The sequence below is a fragment of the Sediminicola arcticus genome (assembly GCF_040566695.1).
Lineage (GTDB): Bacteria > Bacteroidota > Bacteroidia > Flavobacteriales > Flavobacteriaceae > Sediminicola > Sediminicola arcticus.
The window spans coordinates 109,174-133,757 of the sequence record NZ_JBEXAE010000001.1 but is presented as its reverse complement, the minus strand read 5'-3'; the positions used below and the strand labels follow the sequence as shown (position 1 = coordinate 133,757).

The window sequence follows — 24,584 nt, the reverse complement described above, 5'->3', positions numbered from 1 at the left end:
TTACGGAAAACCATAATTACGGTAAGGATTATTTTTTAGGATGAATTCGATTTATCAAATTAAAAGGCAATGTAAAATTGTATCGTATTAAGGTTTAGGATAAAGGTGTTTTGGAAATAATCGCAATTAGAGCAAAAAGTATTGTGAACAAATTTCACTTCCTTTTGTCAACCATCTTACTATCAAATGCAACGAGATTAAATAATTGCCGCATTCGGCTACGTACCCTATTGCCATAGCGTTCTTCCATTTCTTCTGCATTGAGATTGGTAGTAGCATGGGTAAGGACTTTATGATTCAACAAAAGTTCATGCCTGGATATCAGGATTTCTCCCAAGACATTGCAATCTTTTCCGTAATGTCTTCCAAAGGGCTCCACTCCGAGATCATCAAAACAGAAAAACCCTTGGTTGCCATAATCTTCAATTACCTTGTACCCAATATGATTAAAAGCAAAGGTGATGTTGCGTGAAGGAATCACCTCATAAATCCTTTGATGGGGTACGATGTATCTCAAAAGCTTCATAAGACACGTTTTACCACATCCCACGGGTCCCGAGAGTAGAATTCCTTTATGAATATCTATTCCTGCCTTTTCACAGCTCTCTGCGTCCCGGATATAGTAATTGGAAAGCTTATAAATAATAGCATGATCTTCTTCAAATATCCTGAACTCGTTTCCAAAGAGTTGTTTGCCTTTAGCATTTAGGTAAGCTAGTATCTTCGGAAAATCATAGATGACTTTCTTTCCATCAAAACTTCCAAGAACATGTTCAACGCCACCTTCCACTATTTTAGAGGGGTTCTCCATAGTTTTTGTCTTTGGTTATTTTCAGGTTGTCCCTTCCCCGATAGCTATCGGGATGGGAAACTGTTTCAAAGTGTTTGACCTCTATTCCGTTAATAAGCCATTTTTCGGCCAGGGCCTTCCAATCTGTAATAACAGCCTTTCCATTAATTTTCCACCCCAAACTTTGGTAATGGTGATAAAATCTCAATCCTTCTTTAGTAGACTTATTTTTTGCTTTAAAAAAAGAAAGAACTTCCAATTCATTTTTGGGAGTGCCTCGTTTATTTAAGTTTGTTTTTTGTTTATTATTGTTTGTATTAGATACCACTGCTTGTTCATTACTTGTTTCAGGGTTGTCCACTACTTGTTTAGTAGTTGTCCCAAAAACAAGGAGGGTAATCTCACTGCCTTTAAATGGATTATAGGAGGGAAAATATAAAATGTATTTCCAGTCATTTAAATTGCTGAGACACTTGTGATAGGTGGCCTTGGATCCAATTTTGGCCAGTTGCATCACTTCATCTCGGCTGATATGGAATTTATTTGGAAATCTGTTGATGTTCCAAAACTGGAATAGGGCCATGTAAAGACTTATATGGGTAGGGTTCAGCCTGGAGTCTTTTGAGAATTGCTCGAAAACAGCATTTAGATGGAGTATATAATTCATGGTCGATCGTAGTTATCGAGTTGTATGCTATTTTTCAATAGAATTTTATGAATCTCTTCCTCATCATAATAGATGATACCACCGAGCTTGGAGTAGGGGATAGTGCCGTTCACCCTCAAGTTCTGGAGCGTACCTGGGCTGATACCCAAGAGCACCATGACATCTGAAGACCTCAAGAACTTTTTAAATCTAGGGCCACTGCCTGTATGTAGTATTTTTTTAAGATCATCCAGTAATTCCATTTTGAATTCCCTTAGATCGTCTGTGGTAATGATGTTGCTTGGCATATTGTGTTTGTTTAAAAGAAAGGGACTTCCGGTTATAGTTTTTTAAAGGTTGTCCCTTTCAAGGTTTGACTTTCGTTCTACAAATCTGTAAGGTTTTGTTGGACTTTATTCACAAGTTGCACCCAACTTGGGTGAAATTTTAACATCTTGAAGTTTGATGGATTTTAAAGTAAATTGATATTCTATTATTAAGTAAATGTGGACTAGCAGCAGCAATAACACCATTATTTAGGAAGGGAAAGAAAAACCCCAAGATTCACCTAACTTGGGTAAATCTGTGGGGACCAATTGTTACTAAAGGGTATGTTTTATTCATCCTCTTGGTCCAGACGGGATATGAGCCTAGTAGAGAGTTCGTCTAAAAATTTCACTCGACTCTTTTTTCTGGCCCTAATTTCGGTGTAGGTTCTGTAATAATCCCCCAGATCAAAATTAAAGGTACGTTGCAGCGCTTGGGCAATTTCTTTTATATCGGCCTTTCCATTATTTACAACACCCGCATGATAAAGGGCGTAAACAAGTTCAGTCATTCCAGTTTTTGAGGATGTCCACTTTAGAGAATTATGGGCATTTCCATTTCTGATAGAATTATGGGAATCGCCTTGTTCCAATGCAACCAGTCTTTGTTGCAAGTATCTAATGAGGGATTTGTAGGCTAATAACTTTCCTAAAAGCATATCATGAGAAGTATTAAACTCGGGTTCCAAATAATAAAATTTAGAATGGGTGATGGGCAGGATATTGAAATGGCTTCTGGTGAAATATTGCTGGTCCAAATGCTCTTGTCCAGATTCAATATAATGGGCAAAATCTATGTTGTACCTAAAGAACCTGTTTAGTTTACTCATTTTAGATGTAATATAATCTTGTTGGTTGCTTAGAATGGCCCTCGGAAATTGCAGCTCAAATGATCGTATTTGGGAATAATAAATAAGATATTGAAGCGGAATCTGTTTGGTATGTTTGAAGAATTCAATTTCTAAGTCTACAGTAGAAAATTCCTTGTTTGAAATCTCCTTTTTAAAAATAGATAATACGTCCCTGCATAGAGAGACGGCCATGTTCGTCTGACGGATAATGTCATTGGAAGATAGATCTATGTTACTAAGATCTTTTATCAAGGTTTCAGACTGTAGTTTTAAATCCATAAGCTTTCCGTTTTTACAGAAAATGAATGCAAACAGTAGGGTCGCCGTGGATAATTTGGGGGGTAAGAAAAGTAAACTTATTTAAATCAAAACAATAATTTAGTATATAATCTAATTAATATGAAAATAATCTATATTTATTAAAAAAACAAATATTCCAATAATATATTTAGTTTGAGTTTTTTTTAGAAATCCACAATTTAGTATAACAAGCAATATGTTTTGATTACCCAAGACCCGTAATTGAATGCCGCCATTAATTATTTAAGATATCCCTTATATCTTTAAAGGATATCTGTAATACTTGGTAGAAGGGGAATATGTCTAATAGATCTTTATGGAAATAAAAGAACTGGTAATGATATCTCTACAAAAAAATACTATCCTATTTTGAAAAGTTGATGATTTCTGCCAAAGCTTCATCTGCGCTTTTATGAATAAAGTTACCCTGGTAACCTATGGTTGTGCTCAAATGTGTATGTCTGTATAATTTTTGAAGCATTTGAGGAGAGACCTTATCCCCGGCAATATTTCCAAAACTATGTCGCGCTATGTGATTGGTGATCTTTTTGTCAATCTCTGCCAGTTTTGCAATTTCGGCCAAATGTGTGTTGTGCCGTTTAATGGCAGTTTTAATCCCTGTATAGATGGCCAGTGTATCATTAATTGGTACATCTTTTAAATCAGGAAAAATGTAATCGGCATTACTCACTTTCATGTTTTTATAATGGTGGAGTATTTCGTAGACAGGCTTTGGTAGTTTTAAGGAGTCTGCCTTATTGTTCTTATTCATTTTATAGTACAGTCTGTCTCCTACAATATCTTTCCATTGCATTCTCAATACGTCTGAAATTCTTATTCCGGCCAGATAGAATGAAAACAAAAAGGTGTTTCTTGTATGCCAAATGGCTGTATTTTGTTCTAAATCAAGTTTCTCAATTTTTACAATCTCCATTTCATTTAGACCAATTTTTATCGTTTGGGGATATTTTATTTTTATTTTATTCCGACCAAAAGGATAGAATTTTTGATCCACTATCTTTTTGCTAATGGCAATATTATATAGCATCCGTATCATAACGAAGAAATTCATTACGGACCTTTCGGATAAGCCTACAGTATTTAAAAGATGAATTTTCATTTTTTTTAAAAGGTGCTCATCGATTTCTTCAAAGCTTAGATTTCGATTTTTGACGAATTCCTTTATCCTGTTCACTTTGCTTCTATCTGAAATGGCCCTGTTATGTTTATTCGCCTTAAATAAATCTTCGATATGTTCATCGGCCAATTCGAAAAAGGAAAGTCTTCTTGTGTTTTTGCGAATAGAATCAACAACCTGCTTAGCGGAATAATTTTGTTTGGATGCTTCCAGTTCAAAAATTATATCCTCAATTTCATCGTATTTTTTTCTAATGAGCCTGTTGAGCTGTTTATGCTTGGGATGGGAACTTTTTACCTTTTCGCTTGGTTCATCCCAATATTCGGGTTTTAGCTTCTGGCCCAAATGATAATAACTACGTTTTCGATTTACGGTAAGGCGAAGAGCCAGGCGATGAAGCTTGTTTCCCTTTTTGTCCAACTTGGCATGTAAGACGGTTTTTAAAGTTGCCATATCTCATCATGTTTTATGTAAAGATAAACAATCGGGGTAACACATGGGTAACACATTTATTGATATCATATAGGTATATATGATATTAAATAATATTACAAGTATCTAAAAATCAGTAATTTAGTTAATTTTGATGGTGTTTGATATGGTTATATTATAGGCTTAGGATCTAGTGCCGCAAGGTGTGAGAGTTCGAGTCTCTCCGCCTGTACTTAAAGGAAAAGCTTCTCTGAAAAGAGAGGCTTTTTTTATGTGATATCCTCATTTTTGGTGGCCCTTGACACCAAATAATAGGTGCATTTTGCAAGCTTTTATCAAGAACAATATATGCAATAGGCCAAAGGCCTAAATTATCGGAGGTTTTTAACCAAGTACTTTTTTGCGCGTTTCCTTAAGGAGCGGGCTTGGTTTTATACAGTTTCTTCACAAGCATTTCTACCGTGAGTCCTTGGCCCAATATTGAAAAGACCACTACTACATAGGTAACAAATAGGAATAGTTCCCTGTGCATGGTATCGGTTAGGCTCAAGGCCAGTGCGATAGAGATACCGCCCCGCAGTCCGCCCCAAGTCATTACCAAATTGGTATTGGGCACAAAATCTAGTTTCTTCTTAAAAAATGTTATAGGCAGCAATAGGGACAGAAATCTGCTCATTAAAATAATGGGAACGGCCAAGACACCGGCCAACAAGTAACTGCCATCGTAGGCCAACACCAACATTTCCATACCAATCAATACGAAAAGGATGGTATTCAAAAGAATATCCAGTAACTCCCAAAATTTATCCACATATTGTTCGGTCTCATCGGACATGGCATCCTCCCGTACACGGTCGGTACCAATCAAGAGTCCCGAGGTTACCATGGCCAAAGGGGCTGAAAAATGGAATTTTTGTGCTATGACAGTACCAATCATGACCACAGCCAAGGTAATGATCACTTCAATCTGGTAGTCGTCTATTTTTTTCATGAAGCGGTACGCCAACCATCCCAGAAAAAGTCCTAAAAGAATCCCTCCGAAAATTTCTTTTGCCAGCAACGTAACTACCTGCGTAAATTCGATCGATTCTCCGCTTAAAGCGGCCATCTGAAACAGGGTAAGGAATAAAATAACCCCTACGCCATCGTTGAACAACGATTCTCCAACAATTTTTGTCTCCAGTATTTTGGGCACGCCCGCTTTTTTTAGGATTCCCAAAACGGCGATAGGATCGGTAGGTGAAATCAAGGCCCCGAATACAAGGCAATAGATATAGGCAACCTCTATTTGAATAAATCCGAGCACTAAATACATAAAAGTCGCTACCAAAAAAGTGGAAACCACCACCCCTAAAGTGGAAAAGACAAAAATTGGCCACCGTTGTACCTTGAGCTGTTCAAAATTGGTATGTAGTGCCCCTGCAAAAAGTAGAAAACCCAACATGACATCCAACAATAATGTCTTAAAATCGATTTGGGTAATGATATACTTTTCAGCATTTAAGAGGGTATCGTCAAAGTAGCTGATTGCAAAAATAGCCAAGGTAAATACAATAGTAATCAGCATTAAACCGATGCTATTAGGCAGCTTTAGGAACCGAACATTTAAATATCCAAACACCGCGGAAAGTAGCACCAAAATGGAGGCGATAAGAAAGTAGTCCATAATTTTTTAGTTTAAAAAACTACAATTTAATAATAATTTAATGACATCCCTTTTAAGGTATTTAAAAACGCACGTATCAACAAAATTTAGACTAAAATATTAATTGGAAAGGATTATCCCAAGAGATCTCCTTTAAATTGGCATCAAGAAAAATTGAGGTATATGACCCAGTGCAATTAAAAAGTAGTTGGAATATAAAACTATATTTTTAGATCTTACTCCTGACCTTTGCTAAAGAGTTGATTTTTTTTGTCATTGCCAATCGCCACAGTCATTGCGAACGCAGTGAAGCAATCTGTTGCATTCGGGTTCTATTGATGAGATTGCCGCACTCCATTTCGTTTCGCTCGCAATGACCTTTTGCCTTTGTAGAATTGTACGTCCAAAGTATCCTTGTGACTTTTTTTACCTATTGTGTTTATGTTCTTTGGAACCTTCTTTCATATTCTTCATTTTTTCCATCATTTTCTCTTTCATTTCAGGGTCATTCATCATTTTTTGCATCATTTTAGCCTTCATGTCCTCTTGCATTTCCTTGTGCTCATGCATTTTTTGCATCAACATCTTTCTACCTTCTGGATCATTCAACATCTTGTCGACTATCTTTGTTTGCATTTTTTCATTCATTTCAGAATTTTCCTCCATCATTTTCTGCATATGGGATTTCATCTTTTCTTTCATTTCTGGATTGTTTTCCATTATGGCTTTCATCTTCCCCGATTCCATCATTTGCATGTGGTTTTGCATCATTATCTTTCTTGCAGCCTCGTCTTGTTGTGCCAAGTCGATAAATTCATTGAATTGACTCGGATTTGTAATAATCTCCTGATAGAGCGCATTTCTATTTTCTTGTACTTCCATGGTTTCCGAAGCATTAAAGGTAGATTTACAGCTCATTATTGAGCCTATTACCCCAATGATCAATGCTATTTTTACAATTGTTTTCATTTTCTTTATTTTAGAATTAATAATTAGATTTTGTTGTTCGTATTATTCTTTGCATATAAAGTAAAAATGCCTTTTTGGTATAGTGATGACTCTTTTACTTTATCAACGTTTTAGATACATTTATAAAGGTCGACGGCCTCCATCAGAAATAGCATGATATATGTCACTTGGTACTAAAGGATTCCTGTATCATTGCGAATCGCCACCGTCATTGCGAACGGAGTGAAGCAATCTGTTTTTTTTGGGTTCCATTGATGAGATTGCCGCGCTTCCCTGCGTTCTGCTCGCAATGACCCTTAGCTGCCGTCATTGCGAGCGTAGTGAAGCAATCTGTTTCCTACCGGTTGAGGACTTTGTAAATTGATAGTCAGGTTTTTAGAAATTTCAGAGATAAGACCAGTTTTTGTTTTTGCAAAAATTTACATAGAATTAGAGTGTCTAAAGACAATATGAGCACCAATTCGTCGTTTTCAATTGGTAACGGTTTATGAAGCTTCCCAAAAAGTTTTATGCCGGTAAACTTAACCTATAAAGCTCCTGAAAAGGGGCTTGATACTAAATATGCAAACCCCCGAATCTAAACATGGAGAAAAATTTAAAAGTAAACGGTTTCTACTACAAGAATAACGATAAACCTATTACTCATTCCGAACGTGAACTGTTGGTCAATGACCTTATGAAAGTGCTCAAGAAACACGGCTTCGAATATTTTGGATATTACAATTTTGTATCCGATGAGGATGTAAACCTACTGGATATCAATCTAAAATCACTAAAAGAGGCTACAGCCAAAGCGGTATAGCTAAAAATATAACTGTAACCACTTTGAAAAAGGTTTAAAATAAATTATAACTCCAAGAGCATTGCCCTTGGAGTTATTTTATATTTGGAAAACTTAGTATTCCTTGCCGTCATTGCGAATCGCTACTGTCATTGCGAACGCAGTGAAGCAATCTGTTCTTTTGCGGGTTTTATTGATGAGATTGCCGCGCTCCCCTGCGTTCCGCTCGCAATGACAGTTTGCCCTGCTTAATCCTTAAATTGATTTACATCATCGCTCAGATCATAAACTGTGGCACCCTCCAATTGGTTTTCAAGAATACTACTACCGGCTGCACTGCGGTACCCGCCCGCACAATGCACTACAATAGGCTTGTTAATAGGAATATTTTTTGCGGATTCCCGTAGCTCATTCAGGGGGTGTTCCAAGGCCTTCTCAAAAAACTTGCCCTCTTTGATCTCACTCTGGTTGCGGATGTCTATTATGGTATAATTGTCGGGATTCTTTTTAAAATCCTGAAGATCCAAGGGCTTCATTTGTAGTAGGTGTTCATTGGAAGTGGTCAGTACTTCCTGCAATTGCTTTTCGTACCCAATTTTTGCCACTCGCTGCAATAGCAGTTCCAAATCCTCGGGCTTGTCGATGACCAAACTAAATTTTTCCTCAGGTTCCACGATGGCACCCAACCAGGTTTCGAACTTTGCCTCTTCGGAAGTTGCCTGAATGTTGATGCTACCTTTGAGGTGGCCTTTTTTAAATTGGGTTTCTTCACGTACATCTACTAGCAATCCTTTTGTGGAAGCACTCAATTTAAAAGGTACTCCTGCAATAGCTTCACGAAGTGTTTCTGCACCCTTCTTGTTCATATCTACATTATACCCAAAGTAGGAAGGGATAAAGGGTTGGCTATCGAGTAGGGTAGCTACAAATTCTTCTTGGGTCTGTTTTTTAAACGCCCAATTGCCCATACGCTCATTACCCAAGGTACTGCTGTTGGCATCGCTCATGCTCTTTCCACAGAGCGAACCGGCACCATGGGCAGGATATACGATGGCATCATTGGGCAAATGGGTGAATTTTTGCTGTATGGTATGGTACATGGTCTTGGCAAGCTCTTCACGTTTGGCCTGCATATTGCCTGCTTTTTCACGTAGATCAGGACGGCCCACATCGCCTATAAATAAAGTGTCTCCCGTAAATAGGATTGTTTTACCTCCTTCTTTGGCTACTATGGTAATGCTATCTGGGGAATGCCCTGGGGTGTTTATGGCATGTAATGTTGCTTTCCCAAAGGTTATGCTATTGCCGTCATCAAAGGGTTGGTACGGATAATCTGCGCCCAATTTTTCACTATTGTAGATGGTTGCCCCGGTTTCTTTGTGGATTTGTAAGTGCGAACTCACAAAGTCTGCATGCGGATGTGTTTCTATGACCGCTGTAATTTTGGCATTGTTTGCCTTTGCAAAGGCATAATACTGCATGGGGTTACGCTCTGGGTCTATAATGGCCATTTCACCATCACTAACTAAGACATAGGAATAGTGGGATAAGGGTTTGTATTCAAATTGTTCAACAATCATAATCAACTTGTTTTTAGTATACTAAAAATACTAATTCTTTAACGGAAGTACAGTAACATAGGTTACATCCCGTCAATTCTACCTTCAAAATTATCGATAAGGCTTCTGCTACTGCTGTATAGTGGCGTATGCTCTGCTTTTGTGCAAGAGAACAGAAACAAGATTAAAATGGTAGAAATCAAGGGCTGTTATTTAGCGGTTTCTTAGAATCCCTTTTAAAAAATACGTTTGTTAATTAACATTATTTTTTGAGCCAATACAGATGATTTATTCATTCAACATACTATAGAAAAACCATAACCAAACAAGATGGTCTTATTTAATGACCTAAAATACAATATAAATATGTTGGGCTGCTTAAGTACGTAGAGGGCAATATCTTATGGTTTTATTGGATATTATTTTCTATCTTATGCAATATTATATATTGACCACATAATAGTACTTTAAATAACGTCTTAAACCAAACAAAATGAAAACTACAAAAAATATCGTCTTGCTTTTTTTATTTTCCTTTTTTGGCTATGTACAAGCACAAGAACCAACAGTAATCATTACCTTAACCGTAGATACGGCGGCGCTGGGTGATGAGCGCGATGCCCCAGGAGGCTGCACGTTTACCGTTACCCCGGCGAATAAAGTTATTGTTAACGACCCTAACGATCCAAAATCCTTTACTATTTTGGTAGAAGAAACTGATGTCATTGAATGGCAAGGTATTACCACTACAGGGGATGATGTGAAAATTAAAAAAATAAGTTTTATTGGAGGAACAGAGATTTTTGGTTCTAACAATATCTATGGGCGTAATGAAAATGGAAAAGAAAAGGTAAAGGCCAAACCCAATAAAAAAACGCCTCCTGGTCAAGATTATGAATATAGTATACGATTTAAGCCCGATGGATTTTCTAACTATGATCTAGACCCCAAAATCAGGGTTGGGATTCAATAAACGATATTTCAATAAGCAAATCTATTTTCGAGTAATAGTGTAATTCATGAAAAATAAAACCTATTTAAAGTTAGTTTTAGTAGTGCTTCTTGGTCTATATGGGGTTCATGGGCAGGCACAGACCCAGCACGAACTAGTCCTAACGGTAGACACGACAAAACCGAACAGTGTAGCAAACGGTTCTTTAAGTGCTGAAACTACTACTACCGTGATCGAAAATGGCGCCGGGAAGCGATTTGCCATTTCTGCAGAAGTAGGAGATTCCGTCTTATGGAAGGCCAAAGCCCAAGGCGAGTCAAAAGTACCTGTGAATGTTGTGGGTGTTAATTACATAAGTGGGCCGCGCATTTTTAGTTCCAATACCTTAACCGGAGATACTATCGTTAAGGCTACCATTATTCGTGGAGGTAAGGAAGATTATGTCTATAAACTTCAATACACCCTTGGTTCGGATTCAAAAGTGTATGCTGTCACCGCCTTAATCAAGACAAAAAAATAGCGATCAATGCTTAGTATATGAAGTTATTTTTGAAATGTAATGGATGGGCAAAAGTAGTCTTTTTGCTTTGCCTTATGGCCAATGGCATGCCTAGTTTTGGTCAAGATGAATCGGTTGCCGATAGCTTGATCCAGGTGTATGAATCTGGAAATTATGATCCGGCGCTAAAACTCAAACTTTTATCGCGTATTACGGTTAACCTTCCCGATCCCGACCGTATTTTGGCGTATAGCGATTCTTTGATGACGGAGGCCATACGCCAAGATTCCACTATATATATATTTAACGCCCACTTGCAGAAAGGGAATGCTTTGCAACAAAAAGGAAACTTAAGTGGTGCGTTGGACAGCTATTTTAAGGGTGTGAAAATTGCCAACACAAATTTCAAAAAAAATCAGGTGGCCCTCATGTATACTGCCATTGCAGCTGTTTATGCCGGTATGGATAACAGAAAAAATACGAGACAATACTATACTGATGCTATTAGCATTTTTAAAACGGAAAAGGATACGTTTAACTATGCCGTAGCCATGGAAAATTTAGGGGATACCTATTTGGAATGGTCTAAGCCAGATTCCGCGTTGCTGTACTTCAACCAGTCTGGCCCGTTATTCAAAAAATTAGGAAAAAAACTTCCTTTGGCCTATAATTTAGGGAATAAGGGCCTGGCCTTTGCACAACAGGGAAGACCCACCAAAGCAGAGGAGAATATTAAAGAAGCCGTTTCCATATTGGAAGAGTTAGGAGATTACAGGCCTATTACGACCTACCTTACCTATATGTCCGATATCTATGCCGATAAGGAAGATTGGGACGGTGCGTTTGACTATGCCTTACGTTCCTTAGATCTCGCCAAACAGTATGGGTTAAAAGTGCAAATAAGTAATGCCTACTTAAAACTGTCCGAACTATATGAACGTACCGGGTATGCTTCCGCTTCTTTGAATTATTATCGTAAGTATATCGCTTTTAGGGATAGTGTAATTAACATCACCGCCGTTCAACAAATGGCAGATATTCGTAGAAATTCTGAAAAGGCACAGTTCAAATCAGAGCTAGATTTAACCAACCAGCAAAAACGAACCCAAAAAGTAGTGGCCATTGCCACTGCTATTGCGTTATTCTTTATTATTCTGTTAGCCATAGGTTTGTACAGACGTAATATGTTCGTTAAACGTACCAAGACCATTATTGAAAAGGAAATGGCCCGGTCGGAAGAATTATTGACCAATATTTTACCGGAAGAAACGGCAAGGGAATTAAAAGAACACGGCAAAGTACAGGCCAAAAAATTTGAATCGGTTTCAGTATTATTCACAGATTTTGAGGCTTTTACTGCACATTCAGAACACTTAGATCCAGAGATTTTGGTAAATAGGTTAGGGTATTATTTTACTGCTTTTGACGATATTATCGAAAAACATGGGTTAGAAAAGATTAAAACTATTGGAGATGCGTATATGTGTGCTGGAGGGTTACCGTTTCCTACAGAAGACCATGCCATTAAAATGGTTAAGGCGGCATTTGAGATTGTGCAGTTTGTAGAGAAAGCTAAGTTTGATAAGGGAACCGATTTTTCATTTAACGTGCGTATCGGCATTAATACAGGGCCTGTAGTGGCGGGAGTAGTGGGCAACAAAAAGTTCTCCTATGATATTTGGGGCGATACGGTGAACGTGGCTTCCCGTATGGAAAGTTTATCCCATTCGGGAAAAATTAATATTAGCGAAAACACATATAATTTGATAAGAGACACTTTTAAATGCTCATATAGGGGCCAGATAGATGTCAAAAATAGGGGAGCTATGAAAATGTATTTTGTTAACGGCCTTAGGCAAGAAGTAAATGAGTCATAAAACAGGAATCACAAAACACGGATAAGGAGTATTTTAACAATTACCTTTTTTAGCTCCTTAACTTAGGATCTTCTGCCGTGTGTTGTTAGAATTTGTCTTTTTGAAACGCCTAAAAGAGCTAGTGCATCTTGGTCTTATTGTGATAAAATTTCGGAAAGCTGTTCTACATTTAAATATTGAAAATAGCGTGCCTTGGCCTTAAAATTTTCATCCATTAAAACTATTGCAGGTAATGAGAACGGTTTGTTTTTTTGACTAGCCATTAATATGGGAATCTGATGTACAGGATTTCTTTTGTTCATTCTTTCGTTCGTATATACTTGATTTCCGAACGTGATGGTATCCTTAGTTTCTACGTTCATTTTTACCGAATAATAGTTTTTGTTGAGTAAGCCTATGATTTTATGATGGGTAAACACCTCCTTTTGCATCTTAAGGCAGGGAACACACCAATCTGCGTAAAAATCTATAAACACTTTTTTGGGGTTTATTTTTAAGGAATCTCCCAATTGGTTAAAATCTAACCACCGCACCTCTTTTTCTGTTTGGGAAAAAGCAGGGTTGGCCATTATCAATACAGAAACATATACTATGAAAGTTCCTACTGTTTTCATCTCTTATAAGGAATTAATTTTGAGTCCAACAAAAACGGTTCGTGGTGCCGCAGGACCGTAAATATAGTTGCTATCGCGGTTTTTGCCGATATCAAAATCGTCCTGATAGCTATTGGTCACATTTTTCACACCTCCGTAGAGTTCAAGAGCGGTGCTTAATGTTGGTAAATCTATAGTGTAGCCCGCACGTAAACTCAGTTCTGCAAAGCGAGGTGTTATATCGTATTCATCTACGGCCTGCCCAGTATCTTCACCGGCAAAGTGTGTAATATCCATTTTCCCAGTATAAATTAAATTAGCACTAGCATTTAGTCTTTTGGTTGGGGTATAGGTGAGTGTGGCATAACCGTAATCATTGGGGGTCCGTAGAAACTCTCTTAGGGAAGGAAGTCCGTCAATATTTTCTACTGGATCGTTAAACAAACTAGACTGTAGGGTAAAGCCAGCCTCTAATTCTACTACATAATCAAAGTTGGCCCGTGCCTCTAATGTTAGGCCTTTTACCGTAGCGCCACTACCATTTCTTTTTTCGAATCGCTGCCCAAATTCATCCTCACCTAGTGGAAATTGAAAAAAGGCATCGTTTAATTGGGTATAGAATCCTTCTACAGTAAACCCCCCTATAAAATGCTCTGATGCCTTGTCGTAATTCATCGAAGCGGTAAAGCTATTGGAGCGTTCCTCCAAAAGGTCGTCTGCCAAGGAAATCCTAGAAACCCCGCCTCCCGCAAAGGCGATATGGAGATCTGTGTCAAAAGCTTGAGGTGCCCTAAAGCCAGTTCCCCAACCAAGCCTAAATTGGGTGGTCTCCTGTAATTTGTAAAGAAGGGATAGGCGTGGGCTAAAAATAGCTTGGTCTACCAGATTGTGGTTATCTATTCGGAAGCCTGATAGAAAATTAAGGCTCTCGGTAATTTCCCAGTCGTTTTGAACAAAAACTCCTAGATTTTTTGTGGTCTGGTCGATGAGGTAATTATAGGCTTCAATTTCATCCAAAACATCGTCATACATGTATTCCATACCTCCCGTGAGGACCGTAGTACCTCCAAGAAATTCTTCAAATCTATGGTTGTATTGGGTGCCACCTTGGTGTGTTTTTACCTTGGAGATACCGTATGGGGGGTTGGCGTAAAATGCTTGTTGTTCTGTTTCCTCATCAGGGACAATACCTGTATAATGGTCACGATCGGTACGCTGGCCACCATAATACAGAATAAGCGAGCTTTTGTCAAAATTTATTTGATAATCCAAACTTCCCATAAGTACATGGTGGTCTCGCTCTTCACTTTGTTGTGCTAAATAGGCAGGTTTTTCCACTAGCTCGCCCCCATAGCGATATTCGTAAAGGCTGCTGATGCTAGCTTCCAATTTTGAATTTTTCGTAGGCAAGTAGAAGGCGGTCATCCCAAAGGAATTGTCCTTTAGTTCTGGTAATTCGGAGAAGTTATCACCATTGGCGTCGTAAGCGGACCTCGTTCGATTGCTCAGAAAAAAAGTGGCGCCTGCATTGGCGGCTTCATTGATGATGGTAGCATTTCCGTTGAGTAGGGTCTGGTCCGCACCTCCGTTTATATTTTGATACGAATAACCAATACTGTATCCATTTCGCTTTGGAATTTTAGTGATTACGTTTACCGTACCACCTATGGCACTGGAACCGTAAAGTGCAGAAACCCCACCACGGACTACCTCTATACGATCTATCATGTTCACTGGGATTTGTTCAAGACCGTATAAACCAGTAAGCGGACTAAATATAGGACGGCCGTTAATAAGAATTTGTGAATACCCCCCCTGTAAGCCGTTCATACGTATTTGGCTGTAGTTACAGGTTTGACAATCGATCTCTACCCGTAAACCAGGTTGAAAACGCAAGCCTTCAGAAAGGTCTGTCGCGGTTACTTGTTGCAGTGTCTCGCTATTGATCAGGTTAACGATAACGGGCGAATCTGTTCTTCGCTTTTCTGTTCGTGTACCAGTAACCACTACTTCATCCAACGCTTCGTCTGTTTCAGATAAGTTAAAATCAATAACCATATTGGCTCCAGACCCCAGATTAACCGTTTTGTTTTCGGACCTATACCCTTGTGATTGTGCAACAAGGGTTATTTTGCCTACGGGTATTTTAATTTGATACCTGCCTTCTTCATTTGCACTGGTGCCCTGACTTCCTCCTTTAACATAGATACTGGCAAAGGGAATGGGTTTTCCTTCCGACGTAACTATGCCTGAAATCGTACTTTCTTGATCTTGCCCAGTAGCAAAAGTAGTAACCATTAATAAAGCATATACAAGTTGTTTCATTTTCACCTTCATATATTATTTGTATGTCTAATTAAATATTTAGACAAATCTAAATATTTATTTTTTAAAGTCACAACTTAACTGTGCCTTTTATCTGATAATTAGGTATGGTCTATATTTTTTGTAAAAAGCAGGGTAGGTACAATAGAGCTAATACTTTAAAAGCTATGGTTTGTAATTAACCATAGTGGGTAGAAAACAAGTATTTGTCCTAAATAACAAGCATCGTTATAGAGAACACTCTTGGAAAAGCGTTTTGGGGTATATTAAGACGAAGTACATACAAACAAGAAATTGCAAAGGCTTTTAGAGTATAATCTTTAAATTTTTCGAAAAAATGAACCGCGCTAATGATTTTACGAAATAGGGTCATATGAGACCTAATTGACTATAAATGTGACTCATTAACATTAATTATTCTTAATTATATCTTAAAAAGGCAATATAGCATAGAAATAGGAAAATCCAATCTAGTTTTGGTAGATCATTCTTTCAGAATTTTGCAGTGTATAATTTTTAATATATACATTATGACGAAAACAAAATTTTATCCAAGTATATGGCAAACCATCCCCTATTCATTTGATGTTATAGATCAATGGGATGCCGAAGGAAAGCGAACCAAGGATTTAGTCCTTAAAAGTAATATTGCCTCAAAGCAAGGGGTTTCTGAAATGACCCTCAATATTATCAAATTGTCTGCCATTGGTAAAGATGGTAAGGAGCATTTTATTGAAGACTTCCCAATACGAGCGAAGCTAACTATAAAAGGCCTACATACGGGACATTTCGTAAGGTCTAAAAGTGCAATACAGTTGAACCCTGGGGAATACACTTCTTTTAGGTTTTATTTAGATAAAACAGATAACAGCTTTGTCTATACTGATCGCACTTCAGAACCAGTTTATCGTTTTGATCATCTCGATTTTGAGATTGAAGACGGACTTGAAGTTCAAGGAGACGAAGCTCGTGAGGTGATCCTTCGATTCGATTTTGAACCCTATGCCTTAACCGGTATTTTAAAGTCAATTCAACAACTATTTAAAAAATCCAAGTGGTTCACCACTAAATTGGTTCATAGTTTTGGGAATTAATAAGTGGAAAATTAACACTATGATCCTCTCCAAGATTGGAGGCCATATTTCTAAATTTAGGGCAATCACAACTGCAACAATAAAAAAGCTTTCCGAAAATGGAAGGCTTTTTTTGTTTTCTCCCTTTTTGAAGTGTTCGGTCACAAAAATAAGCTGGTGCAACCTATGTCCATTTTGACTTACTTGAAAGGATCGTTGGTTAAGAAATAGTTACTAGTTGTTCATAGATTGAAATAACCCTTTCAGTTTAATTTATCTGGATAAGATTTCATGCAGCTAATGTTACCGAATCAGAAAACCACATTCTTTATTTTTGGTCAAAAAGCTAATGGATATTTGGAAAAGACTCAGAATTATAAAGTATTCTATTCTTAAAATAGCAGCGTTGTCATATGTGTGATTTTTAATAGGTGAAACCTTAACAACATAAAGGTGAGATGCCCTTATTGATGCAATAGTACTGGTTGGAACGGAGGGATATAAATCATGGCGGAATTTCGTGTCTGAAAGCTGCCATACCCGACTAAGCGAATTGCTTGGTACACTGGATAGTATTGCCTTCAATAATATGGACCAAAGGCTAATTGTATATTTTAAGGAAAAATCAAGAATCAATAGAGGTTAAACAATCCATAATACCCATCAAGAAATAGCATACGAACGGCATAGCTCTAGGGGGGTCATTTCCAGACTTCTTAAAAAATTGGAACAAATGGGCAAAATAGAACTTCATAGAGATTATATAAAAATTTTGGATTTATAAGGGTTCTGTAACCAATGTTACTGCACAACCTTTTTTGGTGGACTAGTTTCGCACTGTTAAATATAAATCCATATGGAGTTGTTGCAAGTGTTTGGTTATGCAAGTGCATTGATAATTGGAATTTCCCTTGGTTTGATTGGTGGAGGAGGATCTATTTTGGCAGTACCTGTGCTAGCCTACCTTTTTACTGTCAATGAAAAAGTTGCTACTGCCTACTCTTTGTTCATCGTGGGTGCCAGTGCACTTGTTGGTGGTTGGCAACAGCATTTAAAAGGATATGTCGATTGGCGAACTTCAGTTGTATTTGGTATCCCTGCAATAATTGGGGTAACGGTTGTTCGGTATTATGTGGTGCCCGCACTGCCTGATGTTCTCTTCAACATGGGAGGTTTTGAGTTCACCAGAAGAATGGCAATGTTCGGTCTTTTTGCCGTTTTGATGATACCTGCGGCATATTCCATGCTCAAGAACGGAAAAAAAATAACCGTAAAAGGAGATGGGGAGGTAAAATACAACTATCCATTAATATTGGCCGAGGGATTGATTGTTGGAGCTATAACAGGAATGATTGGAGCTGGTGGTGGATTTTTGATTATCCCTGCCTTGGTAATCCTTGCCAATGTAGAGATGAAAGTAGCTGTGGGCACTTCGCTAATAATAATTGCTTTCAAATCTTTATCGGGTTTCTTTTTAGGAGATGCTTTGACCATGGAAATAGATTGGAGCTTCCTAGGACTATTTACCGGACTTTCACTGATAGGCATTTTTATCGGGAGTTACTTGAGTAATTTTATCGATGGCAACAAGCTTAAAAAAGGATTTGGCTATTTCATCTTGGTAATGGCGGGTTTCATTTTTTATATGGAGTTTCTTGTACAACGATAATTGTTCTGAGGAAAGTAAGTGTCAAACATGTATATCCATTTAAAGACCAGTAAAAAACAGGTCATTTTTTTTGGTCGATTACTATTGTGTGTAACCAAAGTTACTGCTGTCGTGTTTTTTCTTGGGTACTTTTAATAAAAACTTAATAATTATGTCTTTTTTATCCACATTATTCAAACCCAAGTCCAATAAAACAGATTTGGTAAAAATTCTAAACCTACAAGAGTTTCGGGATGCCATAAAAAACAATAAAATGCAATTGATCGATGTGCGTACCTCCCAAGAATATAAGGGTGGTCATATTAAGAATGCCATGAATATTGATTTTTTTAATGGGGAGGCATTTCGGAAAACATTCGAAAAATTAAACAAAGAAGAACCTGTCTATGTTTATTGTCGGTCAGGCAACCGCAGTCAAAAGGCGGCTACACGTCTTGTTGGCATGGGTTTCAAAAAAACCTATGATTTAAAGGGAGGTTTTATGGAATGGGAAAGGCAATAGGAGTAGACTACAAGCCTCGAAAAATCGAATATACTGTCCAAGTCAAGTGTGCGTAAAGCCATAGTGCCTATTTTTCCAATATATTGGTGGCCTAATTATTTTTAGTAGGGGGTGGTTGTGGAACATTAATTTTAACTGGCCTTGCCAATGATGACAATTGTCACAGTTTATGTTGAACAACCAATTTATATTTGATTATGAAACTAAGCAATTGGACAAAGTTATTTTTGGTTTGCCTTATTTGTTTAGGCATGATCACTGCCGTTGTGTTAGTAATAAAATATGTATTCAACTAAATTATAGAAATATGAAGCAAAACATGGGCGGTACAGACCGCATGATTAGATTTATTATTGCTATTGTGATCGGTGTATTATATTGGCAGAAAATCATAGACGGTACATTGGCTTATGTACTTCTCGCGTTGGCAGGAATATTTGTGCTGACCAGCTTTGTAAGCTTTTGTCCGCTATATAGTATTGTGGGTCTTAATACCTGCAAAATAAAAAAGTAGCAATTGAATAATTTAGAAGAGGGGTCTGTCATCCAGAATGACAGACCCTTTTATTATGGCTTAAAATTACCACGTATTTTTTTGCTCTATGTAACCATTGTTACTGTGCTCATTAAATCTTGGATCTATCTTTAAGGAGTTATAATTACTATAATCAATCTCAAATGAAATCACATTATCAAATACTAATTATTGGAGGAGGTACGGCTGGCATTATGGTGGCTTCACAACTTTTGAGACAGAAAAATGCTAAGGACGTTGCTATCATTGAGCCATCGGATACTCATTACTATCAACCGGCTTGGACCTTGGTGGCTGCCGGCACTTACGACTACGACAAAACAGCCAGGCCCATGGTATCTATCATACCTAAAGCTGCTACCTGGATAAAGGACAAGGCCACTGGTTTTGATCCGGAAAATAACTTGGTCCATACGGAAAACAAAGGGAATATCTCATATGACTTTTTGGTGGTAGCTCCCGGATTAACTTATGATTTTAGTTTGGTGCCCGGATTGGGGGATGCCATAGATAAAGGGGTGGTCTGTAGTACGTATACCGATTCAAAACATGCATGGGATGTTATTAAAAATTTTAAGGGAGGGACGGCTTTGTTCACACAACCTACCACTCCTATAAAATGTGGAGGTGCACCTCAGAAAATCATGTATTTGGCAGAAAGCTATTTTAGAAAAACTGGGGTTCGAAAAGATATTGATGTCGTATTTGCAACCTCAGGGACAGTAATATTTGGGATTAAAAGGATTGCTGATACCTTAATGAAGGTTGTAGATAGAAAGGATATCAATCTTAGGTTTTATCACAAACTTGTGGCGGTAGATGGCAAAAAGCAGATTGCCTGGTATGAACTAGGTAATGATATTGCGCCTGGCAGTAGTGTGGTAAGGTCTGGGGATGATGATAAACAATTAGATGAGTCTTTTCAATATAATTACAAAGACGTAGAAGTGACTATTGAAGGAAACAGATATGGTATTCATTATGATATGCTGCATACAGCACCGCCATCAGTAGCACCAAAGTTTGTAAAGGAATCTTCCTTGGTAAACGAGGCAGGATGGGTTGACGTGAACAGTCAAACCATGCAGCATACTAAATATCTAAATATTTTTAGTTTGGGAGATGTTTCCTCCTTACCAACTGCAAAAACAGGGGCGGCTGTAAGAAAACAAGCGCCTATTGTTGTGGACAATATAGATCTGTTGATAAAGCAAAACAAGATCGGAACAAAAGCCTATAATGGCTATTCCTCCTGTCCGCTAGTAACTGACTATGGAAAAATGGTATTGGCAGAATTTGATTATAAAAATAACTTTACCCCTGATCCAAAACTAAAGCAAATGCTTGTTTTTGATAGTTCCAAAGAACATTGGAGGTTATGGATGCTAAAGAAATACGGGTTACCGTATCTCTATTGGAATAAAATGATGAAAGGCAAGAACGTTTAATAAATAATTTTCTCCCATCCATTGCAAAAAGATGAAACGTACTAAGTTTCATCTTTTTTTTTGCCTAATTCTGAATTATTAGAAGTTATAAATCAATGTTTAATCAGGTATTGTGTATTTGTTAAGTATAGGGTCCAATATAGATGGTTTCCAAGATTTTCCAACCCTTAAAACACTTTGAATTTGAGCAAATCAACATAGTTGCTGCAATGCATGGAGAGGCAACATTCCTAGTCCTGAAAGAAGATAAATATCAAAAAAACACGGTAAATCAAATCCTAATTTGCAACTATTGGAAATATTAAAACGGCATGGGGTTGAACTGTATGTTTGTTCCCATGCTATAAGTACCAGGGATATTCAAGATAATGATATGAAAGAATATGTCCAATCGGCCCTGTCAGCAATTAGTGTCCAGGCAAATTACCAACTTGGAGGGTATGCATTAATACCTTGATTATGAATGATTATTGGAAGGTCGTTTTAGCCAGTTAATACTTTGTTAAACCTTGGCCATGTGTAACTACTGTTACCAACCTCTAGAGCATAAAACAGTAGTTTTATAGCTCATAGTAAACAATCATTATGGAAATCAAACAATTTCAAGATAAACCATTAGCTCATTATTCTTATGCAATATTGAGTGATAAAAAAATAGCATTAGTAGACCCATCAAGAGATCCTAAATCATACTACAAATTTGCAGAGGAGAACGATGCTGAAATTATTGCTGTTTTCGAAACACATCCCCATGCTGATTTTGTGAGCAGTCATCTACAAATTCATCAAGAGACAGGCGCAATCTTGTATGTAAGTAAATTGGTTGGGGCAGAATATCCTCATACAACCTTTGATGATGGTGATAAACTTAAGATGGGAAAAGTGATTTTTTCCGCAATTAACACCTCTGGCCATTCCCCTGATGGCATTACTATTGTAGCTAAGGATGAAGCCAATGAGCATGTCATGTTCACGGGGGATACTTTATTCATAGGAGATGTGGGAAGGCCTGATTTGAGAGAAAAGGCGGGCAATATGGTCGCCAAACGGGAAGAACTGGCCAAGGCTATGTACGATACTATACAAAACAAATTCAATTCACTTCCAGATGAAACCATTGTATATCCTGCCCATGGAGCTGGTTCTCTTTGTGGTAAAAACATGAGTACGGATTCTTCTAGTACCCTCGGGAATGAACGGATGGGGAATTGGGCGTTTAAAACCCAAACTCAAGACGAATTTGTTAATCATATTTTGGCGGATCAACCTTTTATCCCTTGCTATTTTGGTTTTGACGTGGACATAAACAAGGGAGGAGCAGAAAATTTTGAGCGCAGTATTTCACAAATACCTTTTAGGCTCGGGGTATCTTCCTTGGATAAAAATATAATTGTGATTGATACACGGGACCAAGATGACTTTAAGAAAAACCATCTGCCAAATTCAATAAACATTATGTCTAGGAATGAAGATGATAAAATTGAAACTTGGCTGGGCGCTATCATACAACCTAATGAACCCTATTATCTTATAGTGGATACCATGGATAGTAGACAGGAGGTGCTGGAGAGAATTGCCAAAATAGGCTATGAATTGCAAATCAAAGCAGTGGTGACTTTGTCAAACGAACAATTGGAACAGTCGGACAATTTTGATTTTCAAGCTTTTCAAAATAACGAGGATAAGTATACTATTGTGGATATCAGAAATAAAAGTGAAGTCCAAGAGGGCAAGTTTTTCGACCACGCCATCAACGTGCCCCTCAATGAACTGAGAGAATCTATTGGGAATATCCCAACAGATAGGCCCATAGTGGTTCATTGCGCCGGGGGGTATAGAAGTGCAGCTGGATCCAGTATCATAGCAAAGGAAATTAAAGCCGCTAAGGTGTACGATCTTAGCGAAAAAGTAAATGAATTTAAATAAACAAAAAAAATACTAGTCTATCGGATATTGGATTAAACGAAGAAAATACGGCTAAAATGGCTAATGATCTAAATGATCTATTATTTAATTACCAATTGTATTATATGAACCTTAGAGGATTTCATTGGAATATAAAAGGGAGGAAGTTCTTTGAGTTGTACCTAAAATTCGAAGAGCTTTATTGAAGGTGGATGAAATAGCTGAGCGAGTACTTACTTTAAGCACATCACCTATCCATACCTATTCCAAGTATTTGGATAATTCAGAGATTAAGACGGTGGAAAATATAATGGATAGGGACACCGCAGTTGACCATATTCTGGATAGCCTTGCAATTTTATTGAAAAAGGAAAGAGCAGTTCTTAAAATTGCATCTGAAACGGATGATGAAGGAACAGTGTCTTTAATGAGTGATTATATTGTGCAACAAGAAAAACTGGTTTGGATGCTCTCCGCTTACCAAGATTATATTTAAAAACATAAAGTACAAAACTTGTCCAGTTTTGCATGTAACGTGTTATCGGGTAAGTTTTTGATTTTGTATTTGCGTATTAAGAGGTCTTTTGTTCAAAGAGGACCTTTACTGTGTAACCAAAGTTACCGAGGTCTTCATTTAAACAATGTTTCTTTGCAACTTAAATTAAACCAATGAATTGGATATTAGAACCTTGGCCATGGTATGTTTCAGGACCAATGATTGCCTTTATTATGTTTTTGCTACTTATGGTAGATAAGAATTTTGGAATGTCCTCAAATTTACGAACAATGTGTACCATCTGCGGTGCGGGAAATAAAGCAGATTTTTTCAAGTTTGATTGGAAAGCCCAAAGATGGAACCTAATTGTTGTTTTCGGCGCGGTTATCGGAGGCTTTATTGGTTCCCACGTTCTTTCCTCGGAAACAGCTGTTGCCATCAATCCTAATACTATAGCAGATTTGCAGTCCCTAGGATTTAATAGTGCAGGTAAAACCTATCTTCCAACGGAACTCTTTGATTTAAGTGCTTTAACAGATATCAAAAGTTTGGCTATTTTGGCCATTGGAGGGTTATTGGTTGGCTTTGGAGCTAGGTACGCTGGAGGTTGTACTTCAGGACATGCTATATCCGGTCTTAGTGATTTACAAATGCCATCACTTATAGCCGTTATTGGTTTCTTTATTGGTGGTCTGGCAATGATTCATTTTATTTTTCCCCTAATTTTTTAATTACATGAGAACAGTATCATATCTTTTTATAGGCATACTTTTTGGCATTACCATGTTTAAGTCCGAGGCCGCATCATGGTTTCGAATTTATGAAATGTTCAAATTTGACTCCTTTCATATGTACGGGATTATAGGATCTGCATTACTTATTGGAATTGTTGTCGTACAGCTCATAAAACGGCTTTCTATTAAATCGTTCTATGGAGAGCATATCAAATTTGCTCCCAAGGCCAAAAGCTTTAGTCGTTACATGTATGGTGGAGTCATATTTGGTTTCGGATGGGCTTTGACAGGCGCATGTCCTGGCCCTATGTTTACCTTAGTTGGAGCCGGATATATTCCTATTTTAGTAGTAATAGTAGCTTCAATTTTTGGAACCTTTCTATATGGTCTATTGAAAGATAGATTACCCCATTAATGGTCTTGATATAAGAATTTCTATTTCCAATTTTTTTATAAATTTTAGAGCCTATTTTTTTGTATTTAAAACACCAAAATTCCCGTTTTCAAGGTGAAAATTTGTGATATGCCTTAACTCGCTT

25 protein-coding genes are annotated in these 24,584 nt (G+C 37.6%); 15 read left to right on the top strand and 10 right to left on the bottom strand.

What is annotated here, in order from left to right:
- Positions 1–154 precede the first annotated feature (154 nt).
- From ABXZ36_RS00565 to ABXZ36_RS00535, 7 genes are all read right to left on the bottom strand, one after another.
- On the bottom strand, positions 155–811 hold the full coding sequence (locus tag ABXZ36_RS00565; RefSeq protein ID WP_354613502.1) for an ATPase: 657 nt from the start codon (positions 809–811) through the stop codon (positions 155–157).
- Positions 795–1,457 carry a hypothetical protein gene (locus ABXZ36_RS00560; protein ID WP_354613501.1) on the bottom strand — a complete coding sequence of 221 codons (663 nt, stop codon included), beginning with the start codon at positions 1,455–1,457 and terminating at the stop codon, positions 795–797. The genes ABXZ36_RS00565 and ABXZ36_RS00560 overlap by 17 nt, the downstream gene beginning before the upstream one ends.
- Positions 1,454–1,744: a helix-turn-helix domain-containing protein gene (locus tag ABXZ36_RS00555; RefSeq protein ID WP_354613500.1), complete on the bottom strand. Its 291-nt coding sequence runs from the start codon at positions 1,742–1,744 to the stop codon at positions 1,454–1,456. The genes ABXZ36_RS00560 and ABXZ36_RS00555 overlap by 4 nt, the downstream gene beginning before the upstream one ends.
- Before the next feature lie 308 nt (positions 1,745–2,052).
- On the bottom strand, positions 2,053–2,892 hold the full coding sequence (locus ABXZ36_RS00550; protein WP_354613499.1) for an RteC domain-containing protein: 840 nt from the start codon (positions 2,890–2,892) through the stop codon (positions 2,053–2,055).
- A gap of 385 nt (positions 2,893–3,277) precedes the next feature.
- Complete coding sequence (locus ABXZ36_RS00545) at positions 3,278–4,504, bottom strand: phage integrase SAM-like domain-containing protein (RefSeq protein WP_354613498.1); 1,227 nt, start codon at positions 4,502–4,504, stop codon at positions 3,278–3,280.
- A 391-nt stretch (positions 4,505–4,895) separates the two neighbouring features.
- Entirely contained in the window at positions 4,896–6,149 is a 1,254-nt protein-coding gene (locus ABXZ36_RS00540; protein ID WP_354613497.1) for a cation:proton antiporter, read from the bottom strand.
- 405 nt (positions 6,150–6,554) lie between these two features.
- Entirely contained in the window at positions 6,555–7,097 is a 543-nt protein-coding gene (locus ABXZ36_RS00535; RefSeq protein ID WP_354613496.1) for a hypothetical protein, read from the bottom strand.
- A gap of 583 nt (positions 7,098–7,680) precedes the next feature.
- Here ABXZ36_RS00535 and ABXZ36_RS00530 point away from each other — a divergent pair.
- Positions 7,681–7,899, top strand: a complete 219-nt coding sequence (locus ABXZ36_RS00530) for a hypothetical protein (protein ID WP_354613495.1) — start codon at positions 7,681–7,683, stop codon at positions 7,897–7,899.
- A 227-nt stretch (positions 7,900–8,126) separates the two neighbouring features.
- On the opposite strand, the gene ABXZ36_RS00525 is transcribed toward ABXZ36_RS00530, so the two are convergent.
- The gene (locus ABXZ36_RS00525) at positions 8,127–9,458 is read right to left on the bottom strand and encodes an MBL fold metallo-hydrolase (protein WP_354613494.1); all 1,332 of its coding nucleotides are present in this window, start codon (positions 9,456–9,458) and stop codon (positions 8,127–8,129) included.
- A gap of 472 nt (positions 9,459–9,930) precedes the next feature.
- Here ABXZ36_RS00525 and ABXZ36_RS00520 point away from each other — a divergent pair, with 472 nt between their 5' ends.
- From ABXZ36_RS00520 to ABXZ36_RS00510, 3 genes are read left to right on the top strand one after another with little or no spacing between them, the layout of a single operon-like run.
- Entirely contained in the window at positions 9,931–10,410 is a 480-nt protein-coding gene (locus ABXZ36_RS00520) for a hypothetical protein (RefSeq protein ID WP_354613493.1), read from the top strand.
- A 46-nt stretch (positions 10,411–10,456) separates the two neighbouring features.
- Entirely contained in the window at positions 10,457–10,909 is a 453-nt protein-coding gene (locus tag ABXZ36_RS00515) for a hypothetical protein (RefSeq protein WP_354613492.1), read from the top strand.
- Positions 10,910–10,926: 17 nt separating this feature from the next.
- Positions 10,927–12,765: an adenylate/guanylate cyclase domain-containing protein gene (locus ABXZ36_RS00510; protein WP_354613491.1), complete on the top strand. Its 1,839-nt coding sequence runs from the start codon at positions 10,927–10,929 to the stop codon at positions 12,763–12,765.
- Between the two features lie 134 nt (positions 12,766–12,899).
- On the opposite strand, the gene ABXZ36_RS00505 is transcribed toward ABXZ36_RS00510, so the two are convergent.
- Positions 12,900–13,379 (bottom strand): thioredoxin family protein, encoded by a 480-nt coding sequence (locus tag ABXZ36_RS00505; protein ID WP_354613490.1) that lies wholly within the window; start codon positions 13,377–13,379, stop codon positions 12,900–12,902.
- A gap of 3 nt (positions 13,380–13,382) precedes the next feature.
- Positions 13,383–15,683, bottom strand: a complete 2,301-nt coding sequence (locus ABXZ36_RS00500; protein ID WP_354613489.1) for a TonB-dependent receptor — start codon at positions 15,681–15,683, stop codon at positions 13,383–13,385.
- A gap of 530 nt (positions 15,684–16,213) precedes the next feature.
- Between ABXZ36_RS00500 and ABXZ36_RS00495 the strand changes: the two genes are divergently transcribed.
- From ABXZ36_RS00495 to ABXZ36_RS00445, 11 genes are all read left to right on the top strand, one after another.
- The gene (locus tag ABXZ36_RS00495; protein ID WP_354613488.1) at positions 16,214–16,777 is read left to right on the top strand and encodes a hypothetical protein; all 564 of its coding nucleotides are present in this window, start codon (positions 16,214–16,216) and stop codon (positions 16,775–16,777) included.
- Between the two features lie 628 nt (positions 16,778–17,405).
- On the top strand, positions 17,406–17,540 hold the full coding sequence (locus tag ABXZ36_RS15795) for a helix-turn-helix domain-containing protein (protein WP_435602037.1): 135 nt from the start codon (positions 17,406–17,408) through the stop codon (positions 17,538–17,540).
- A 72-nt stretch (positions 17,541–17,612) separates the two neighbouring features.
- Entirely contained in the window at positions 17,613–18,425 is an 813-nt protein-coding gene (locus ABXZ36_RS00485) for a sulfite exporter TauE/SafE family protein (protein ID WP_354613487.1), read from the top strand.
- A 151-nt stretch (positions 18,426–18,576) separates the two neighbouring features.
- Complete coding sequence (locus ABXZ36_RS00480; protein WP_354613486.1) at positions 18,577–18,927, top strand: rhodanese-like domain-containing protein; 351 nt, start codon at positions 18,577–18,579, stop codon at positions 18,925–18,927.
- A 307-nt stretch (positions 18,928–19,234) separates the two neighbouring features.
- Positions 19,235–19,441 (top strand): YgaP family membrane protein, encoded by a 207-nt coding sequence (locus ABXZ36_RS00475; RefSeq protein WP_354613485.1) that lies wholly within the window; start codon positions 19,235–19,237, stop codon positions 19,439–19,441.
- A gap of 164 nt (positions 19,442–19,605) precedes the next feature.
- On the top strand, positions 19,606–20,910 hold the full coding sequence (locus ABXZ36_RS00470) for an NAD(P)/FAD-dependent oxidoreductase (RefSeq protein WP_354613484.1): 1,305 nt from the start codon (positions 19,606–19,608) through the stop codon (positions 20,908–20,910).
- Positions 20,911–21,160: 250 nt separating this feature from the next.
- Positions 21,161–21,367, top strand: a complete 207-nt coding sequence (locus tag ABXZ36_RS00465) for a DsrE family protein (RefSeq protein ID WP_354614127.1) — start codon at positions 21,161–21,163, stop codon at positions 21,365–21,367.
- A gap of 128 nt (positions 21,368–21,495) precedes the next feature.
- The gene (locus ABXZ36_RS00460; protein WP_354613483.1) at positions 21,496–22,836 is read left to right on the top strand and encodes an MBL fold metallo-hydrolase; all 1,341 of its coding nucleotides are present in this window, start codon (positions 21,496–21,498) and stop codon (positions 22,834–22,836) included.
- A 187-nt stretch (positions 22,837–23,023) separates the two neighbouring features.
- Positions 23,024–23,311 carry a Dps family protein gene (locus ABXZ36_RS00455; RefSeq protein WP_354613482.1) on the top strand — a complete coding sequence of 96 codons (288 nt, stop codon included), beginning with the start codon at positions 23,024–23,026 and terminating at the stop codon, positions 23,309–23,311.
- A gap of 173 nt (positions 23,312–23,484) precedes the next feature.
- Complete coding sequence (locus tag ABXZ36_RS00450; RefSeq protein WP_354613481.1) at positions 23,485–24,042, top strand: YeeE/YedE family protein; 558 nt, start codon at positions 23,485–23,487, stop codon at positions 24,040–24,042.
- 4 nt (positions 24,043–24,046) lie between these two features.
- Complete coding sequence (locus ABXZ36_RS00445; protein ID WP_354613480.1) at positions 24,047–24,460, top strand: DUF6691 family protein; 414 nt, start codon at positions 24,047–24,049, stop codon at positions 24,458–24,460.
- Positions 24,461–24,584 lie beyond the last annotated feature (124 nt).

Bases quoted from the DNA above. Each gene is read 5' to 3' on its own strand.
- ABXZ36_RS00565 (WP_354613502.1), bottom strand. From the start codon at position 811: ATGGAGAACCCCTCTAAAATAGTGGAAGGTGGCGTTGAACATGTTCTT.
- ABXZ36_RS00560 (WP_354613501.1), bottom strand. From the start codon at position 1,457: ATGAATTATATACTCCATCTAAATGCTGTTTTCGAGCAATTCTCAAAA.
- ABXZ36_RS00555 (WP_354613500.1), bottom strand. From the start codon at position 1,744: ATGCCAAGCAACATCATTACCACAGACGATCTAAGGGAATTCAAAATG.
- ABXZ36_RS00550 (WP_354613499.1), bottom strand. From the start codon at position 2,892: ATGGATTTAAAACTACAGTCTGAAACCTTGATAAAAGATCTTAGTAAC.
- ABXZ36_RS00545 (WP_354613498.1), bottom strand. From the start codon at position 4,504: ATGGCAACTTTAAAAACCGTCTTACATGCCAAGTTGGACAAAAAGGGA.
- ABXZ36_RS00540 (WP_354613497.1), bottom strand. From the start codon at position 6,149: ATGGACTACTTTCTTATCGCCTCCATTTTGGTGCTACTTTCCGCGGTG.
- ABXZ36_RS00535 (WP_354613496.1), bottom strand. From the start codon at position 7,097: ATGAAAACAATTGTAAAAATAGCATTGATCATTGGGGTAATAGGCTCA.
- ABXZ36_RS00530 (WP_354613495.1), top strand. From the start codon at position 7,681: ATGGAGAAAAATTTAAAAGTAAACGGTTTCTACTACAAGAATAACGAT.
- ABXZ36_RS00525 (WP_354613494.1), bottom strand. From the start codon at position 9,458: ATGATTGTTGAACAATTTGAATACAAACCCTTATCCCACTATTCCTAT.
- ABXZ36_RS00520 (WP_354613493.1), top strand. From the start codon at position 9,931: ATGAAAACTACAAAAAATATCGTCTTGCTTTTTTTATTTTCCTTTTTT.
- ABXZ36_RS00515 (WP_354613492.1), top strand. From the start codon at position 10,457: ATGAAAAATAAAACCTATTTAAAGTTAGTTTTAGTAGTGCTTCTTGGT.
- ABXZ36_RS00510 (WP_354613491.1), top strand. From the start codon at position 10,927: ATGAAGTTATTTTTGAAATGTAATGGATGGGCAAAAGTAGTCTTTTTG.
- ABXZ36_RS00505 (WP_354613490.1), bottom strand. From the start codon at position 13,379: ATGAAAACAGTAGGAACTTTCATAGTATATGTTTCTGTATTGATAATG.
- ABXZ36_RS00500 (WP_354613489.1), bottom strand. From the start codon at position 15,683: ATGAAACAACTTGTATATGCTTTATTAATGGTTACTACTTTTGCTACT.
- ABXZ36_RS00495 (WP_354613488.1), top strand. From the start codon at position 16,214: ATGACGAAAACAAAATTTTATCCAAGTATATGGCAAACCATCCCCTAT.
- ABXZ36_RS00485 (WP_354613487.1), top strand. From the start codon at position 17,613: ATGGAGTTGTTGCAAGTGTTTGGTTATGCAAGTGCATTGATAATTGGA.
- ABXZ36_RS00480 (WP_354613486.1), top strand. From the start codon at position 18,577: ATGTCTTTTTTATCCACATTATTCAAACCCAAGTCCAATAAAACAGAT.
- ABXZ36_RS00475 (WP_354613485.1), top strand. From the start codon at position 19,235: ATGAAGCAAAACATGGGCGGTACAGACCGCATGATTAGATTTATTATT.
- ABXZ36_RS00470 (WP_354613484.1), top strand. From the start codon at position 19,606: ATGAAATCACATTATCAAATACTAATTATTGGAGGAGGTACGGCTGGC.
- ABXZ36_RS00460 (WP_354613483.1), top strand. From the start codon at position 21,496: ATGGAAATCAAACAATTTCAAGATAAACCATTAGCTCATTATTCTTAT.
- ABXZ36_RS00450 (WP_354613481.1), top strand. From the start codon at position 23,485: ATGAATTGGATATTAGAACCTTGGCCATGGTATGTTTCAGGACCAATG.
- ABXZ36_RS00445 (WP_354613480.1), top strand. From the start codon at position 24,047: ATGAGAACAGTATCATATCTTTTTATAGGCATACTTTTTGGCATTACC.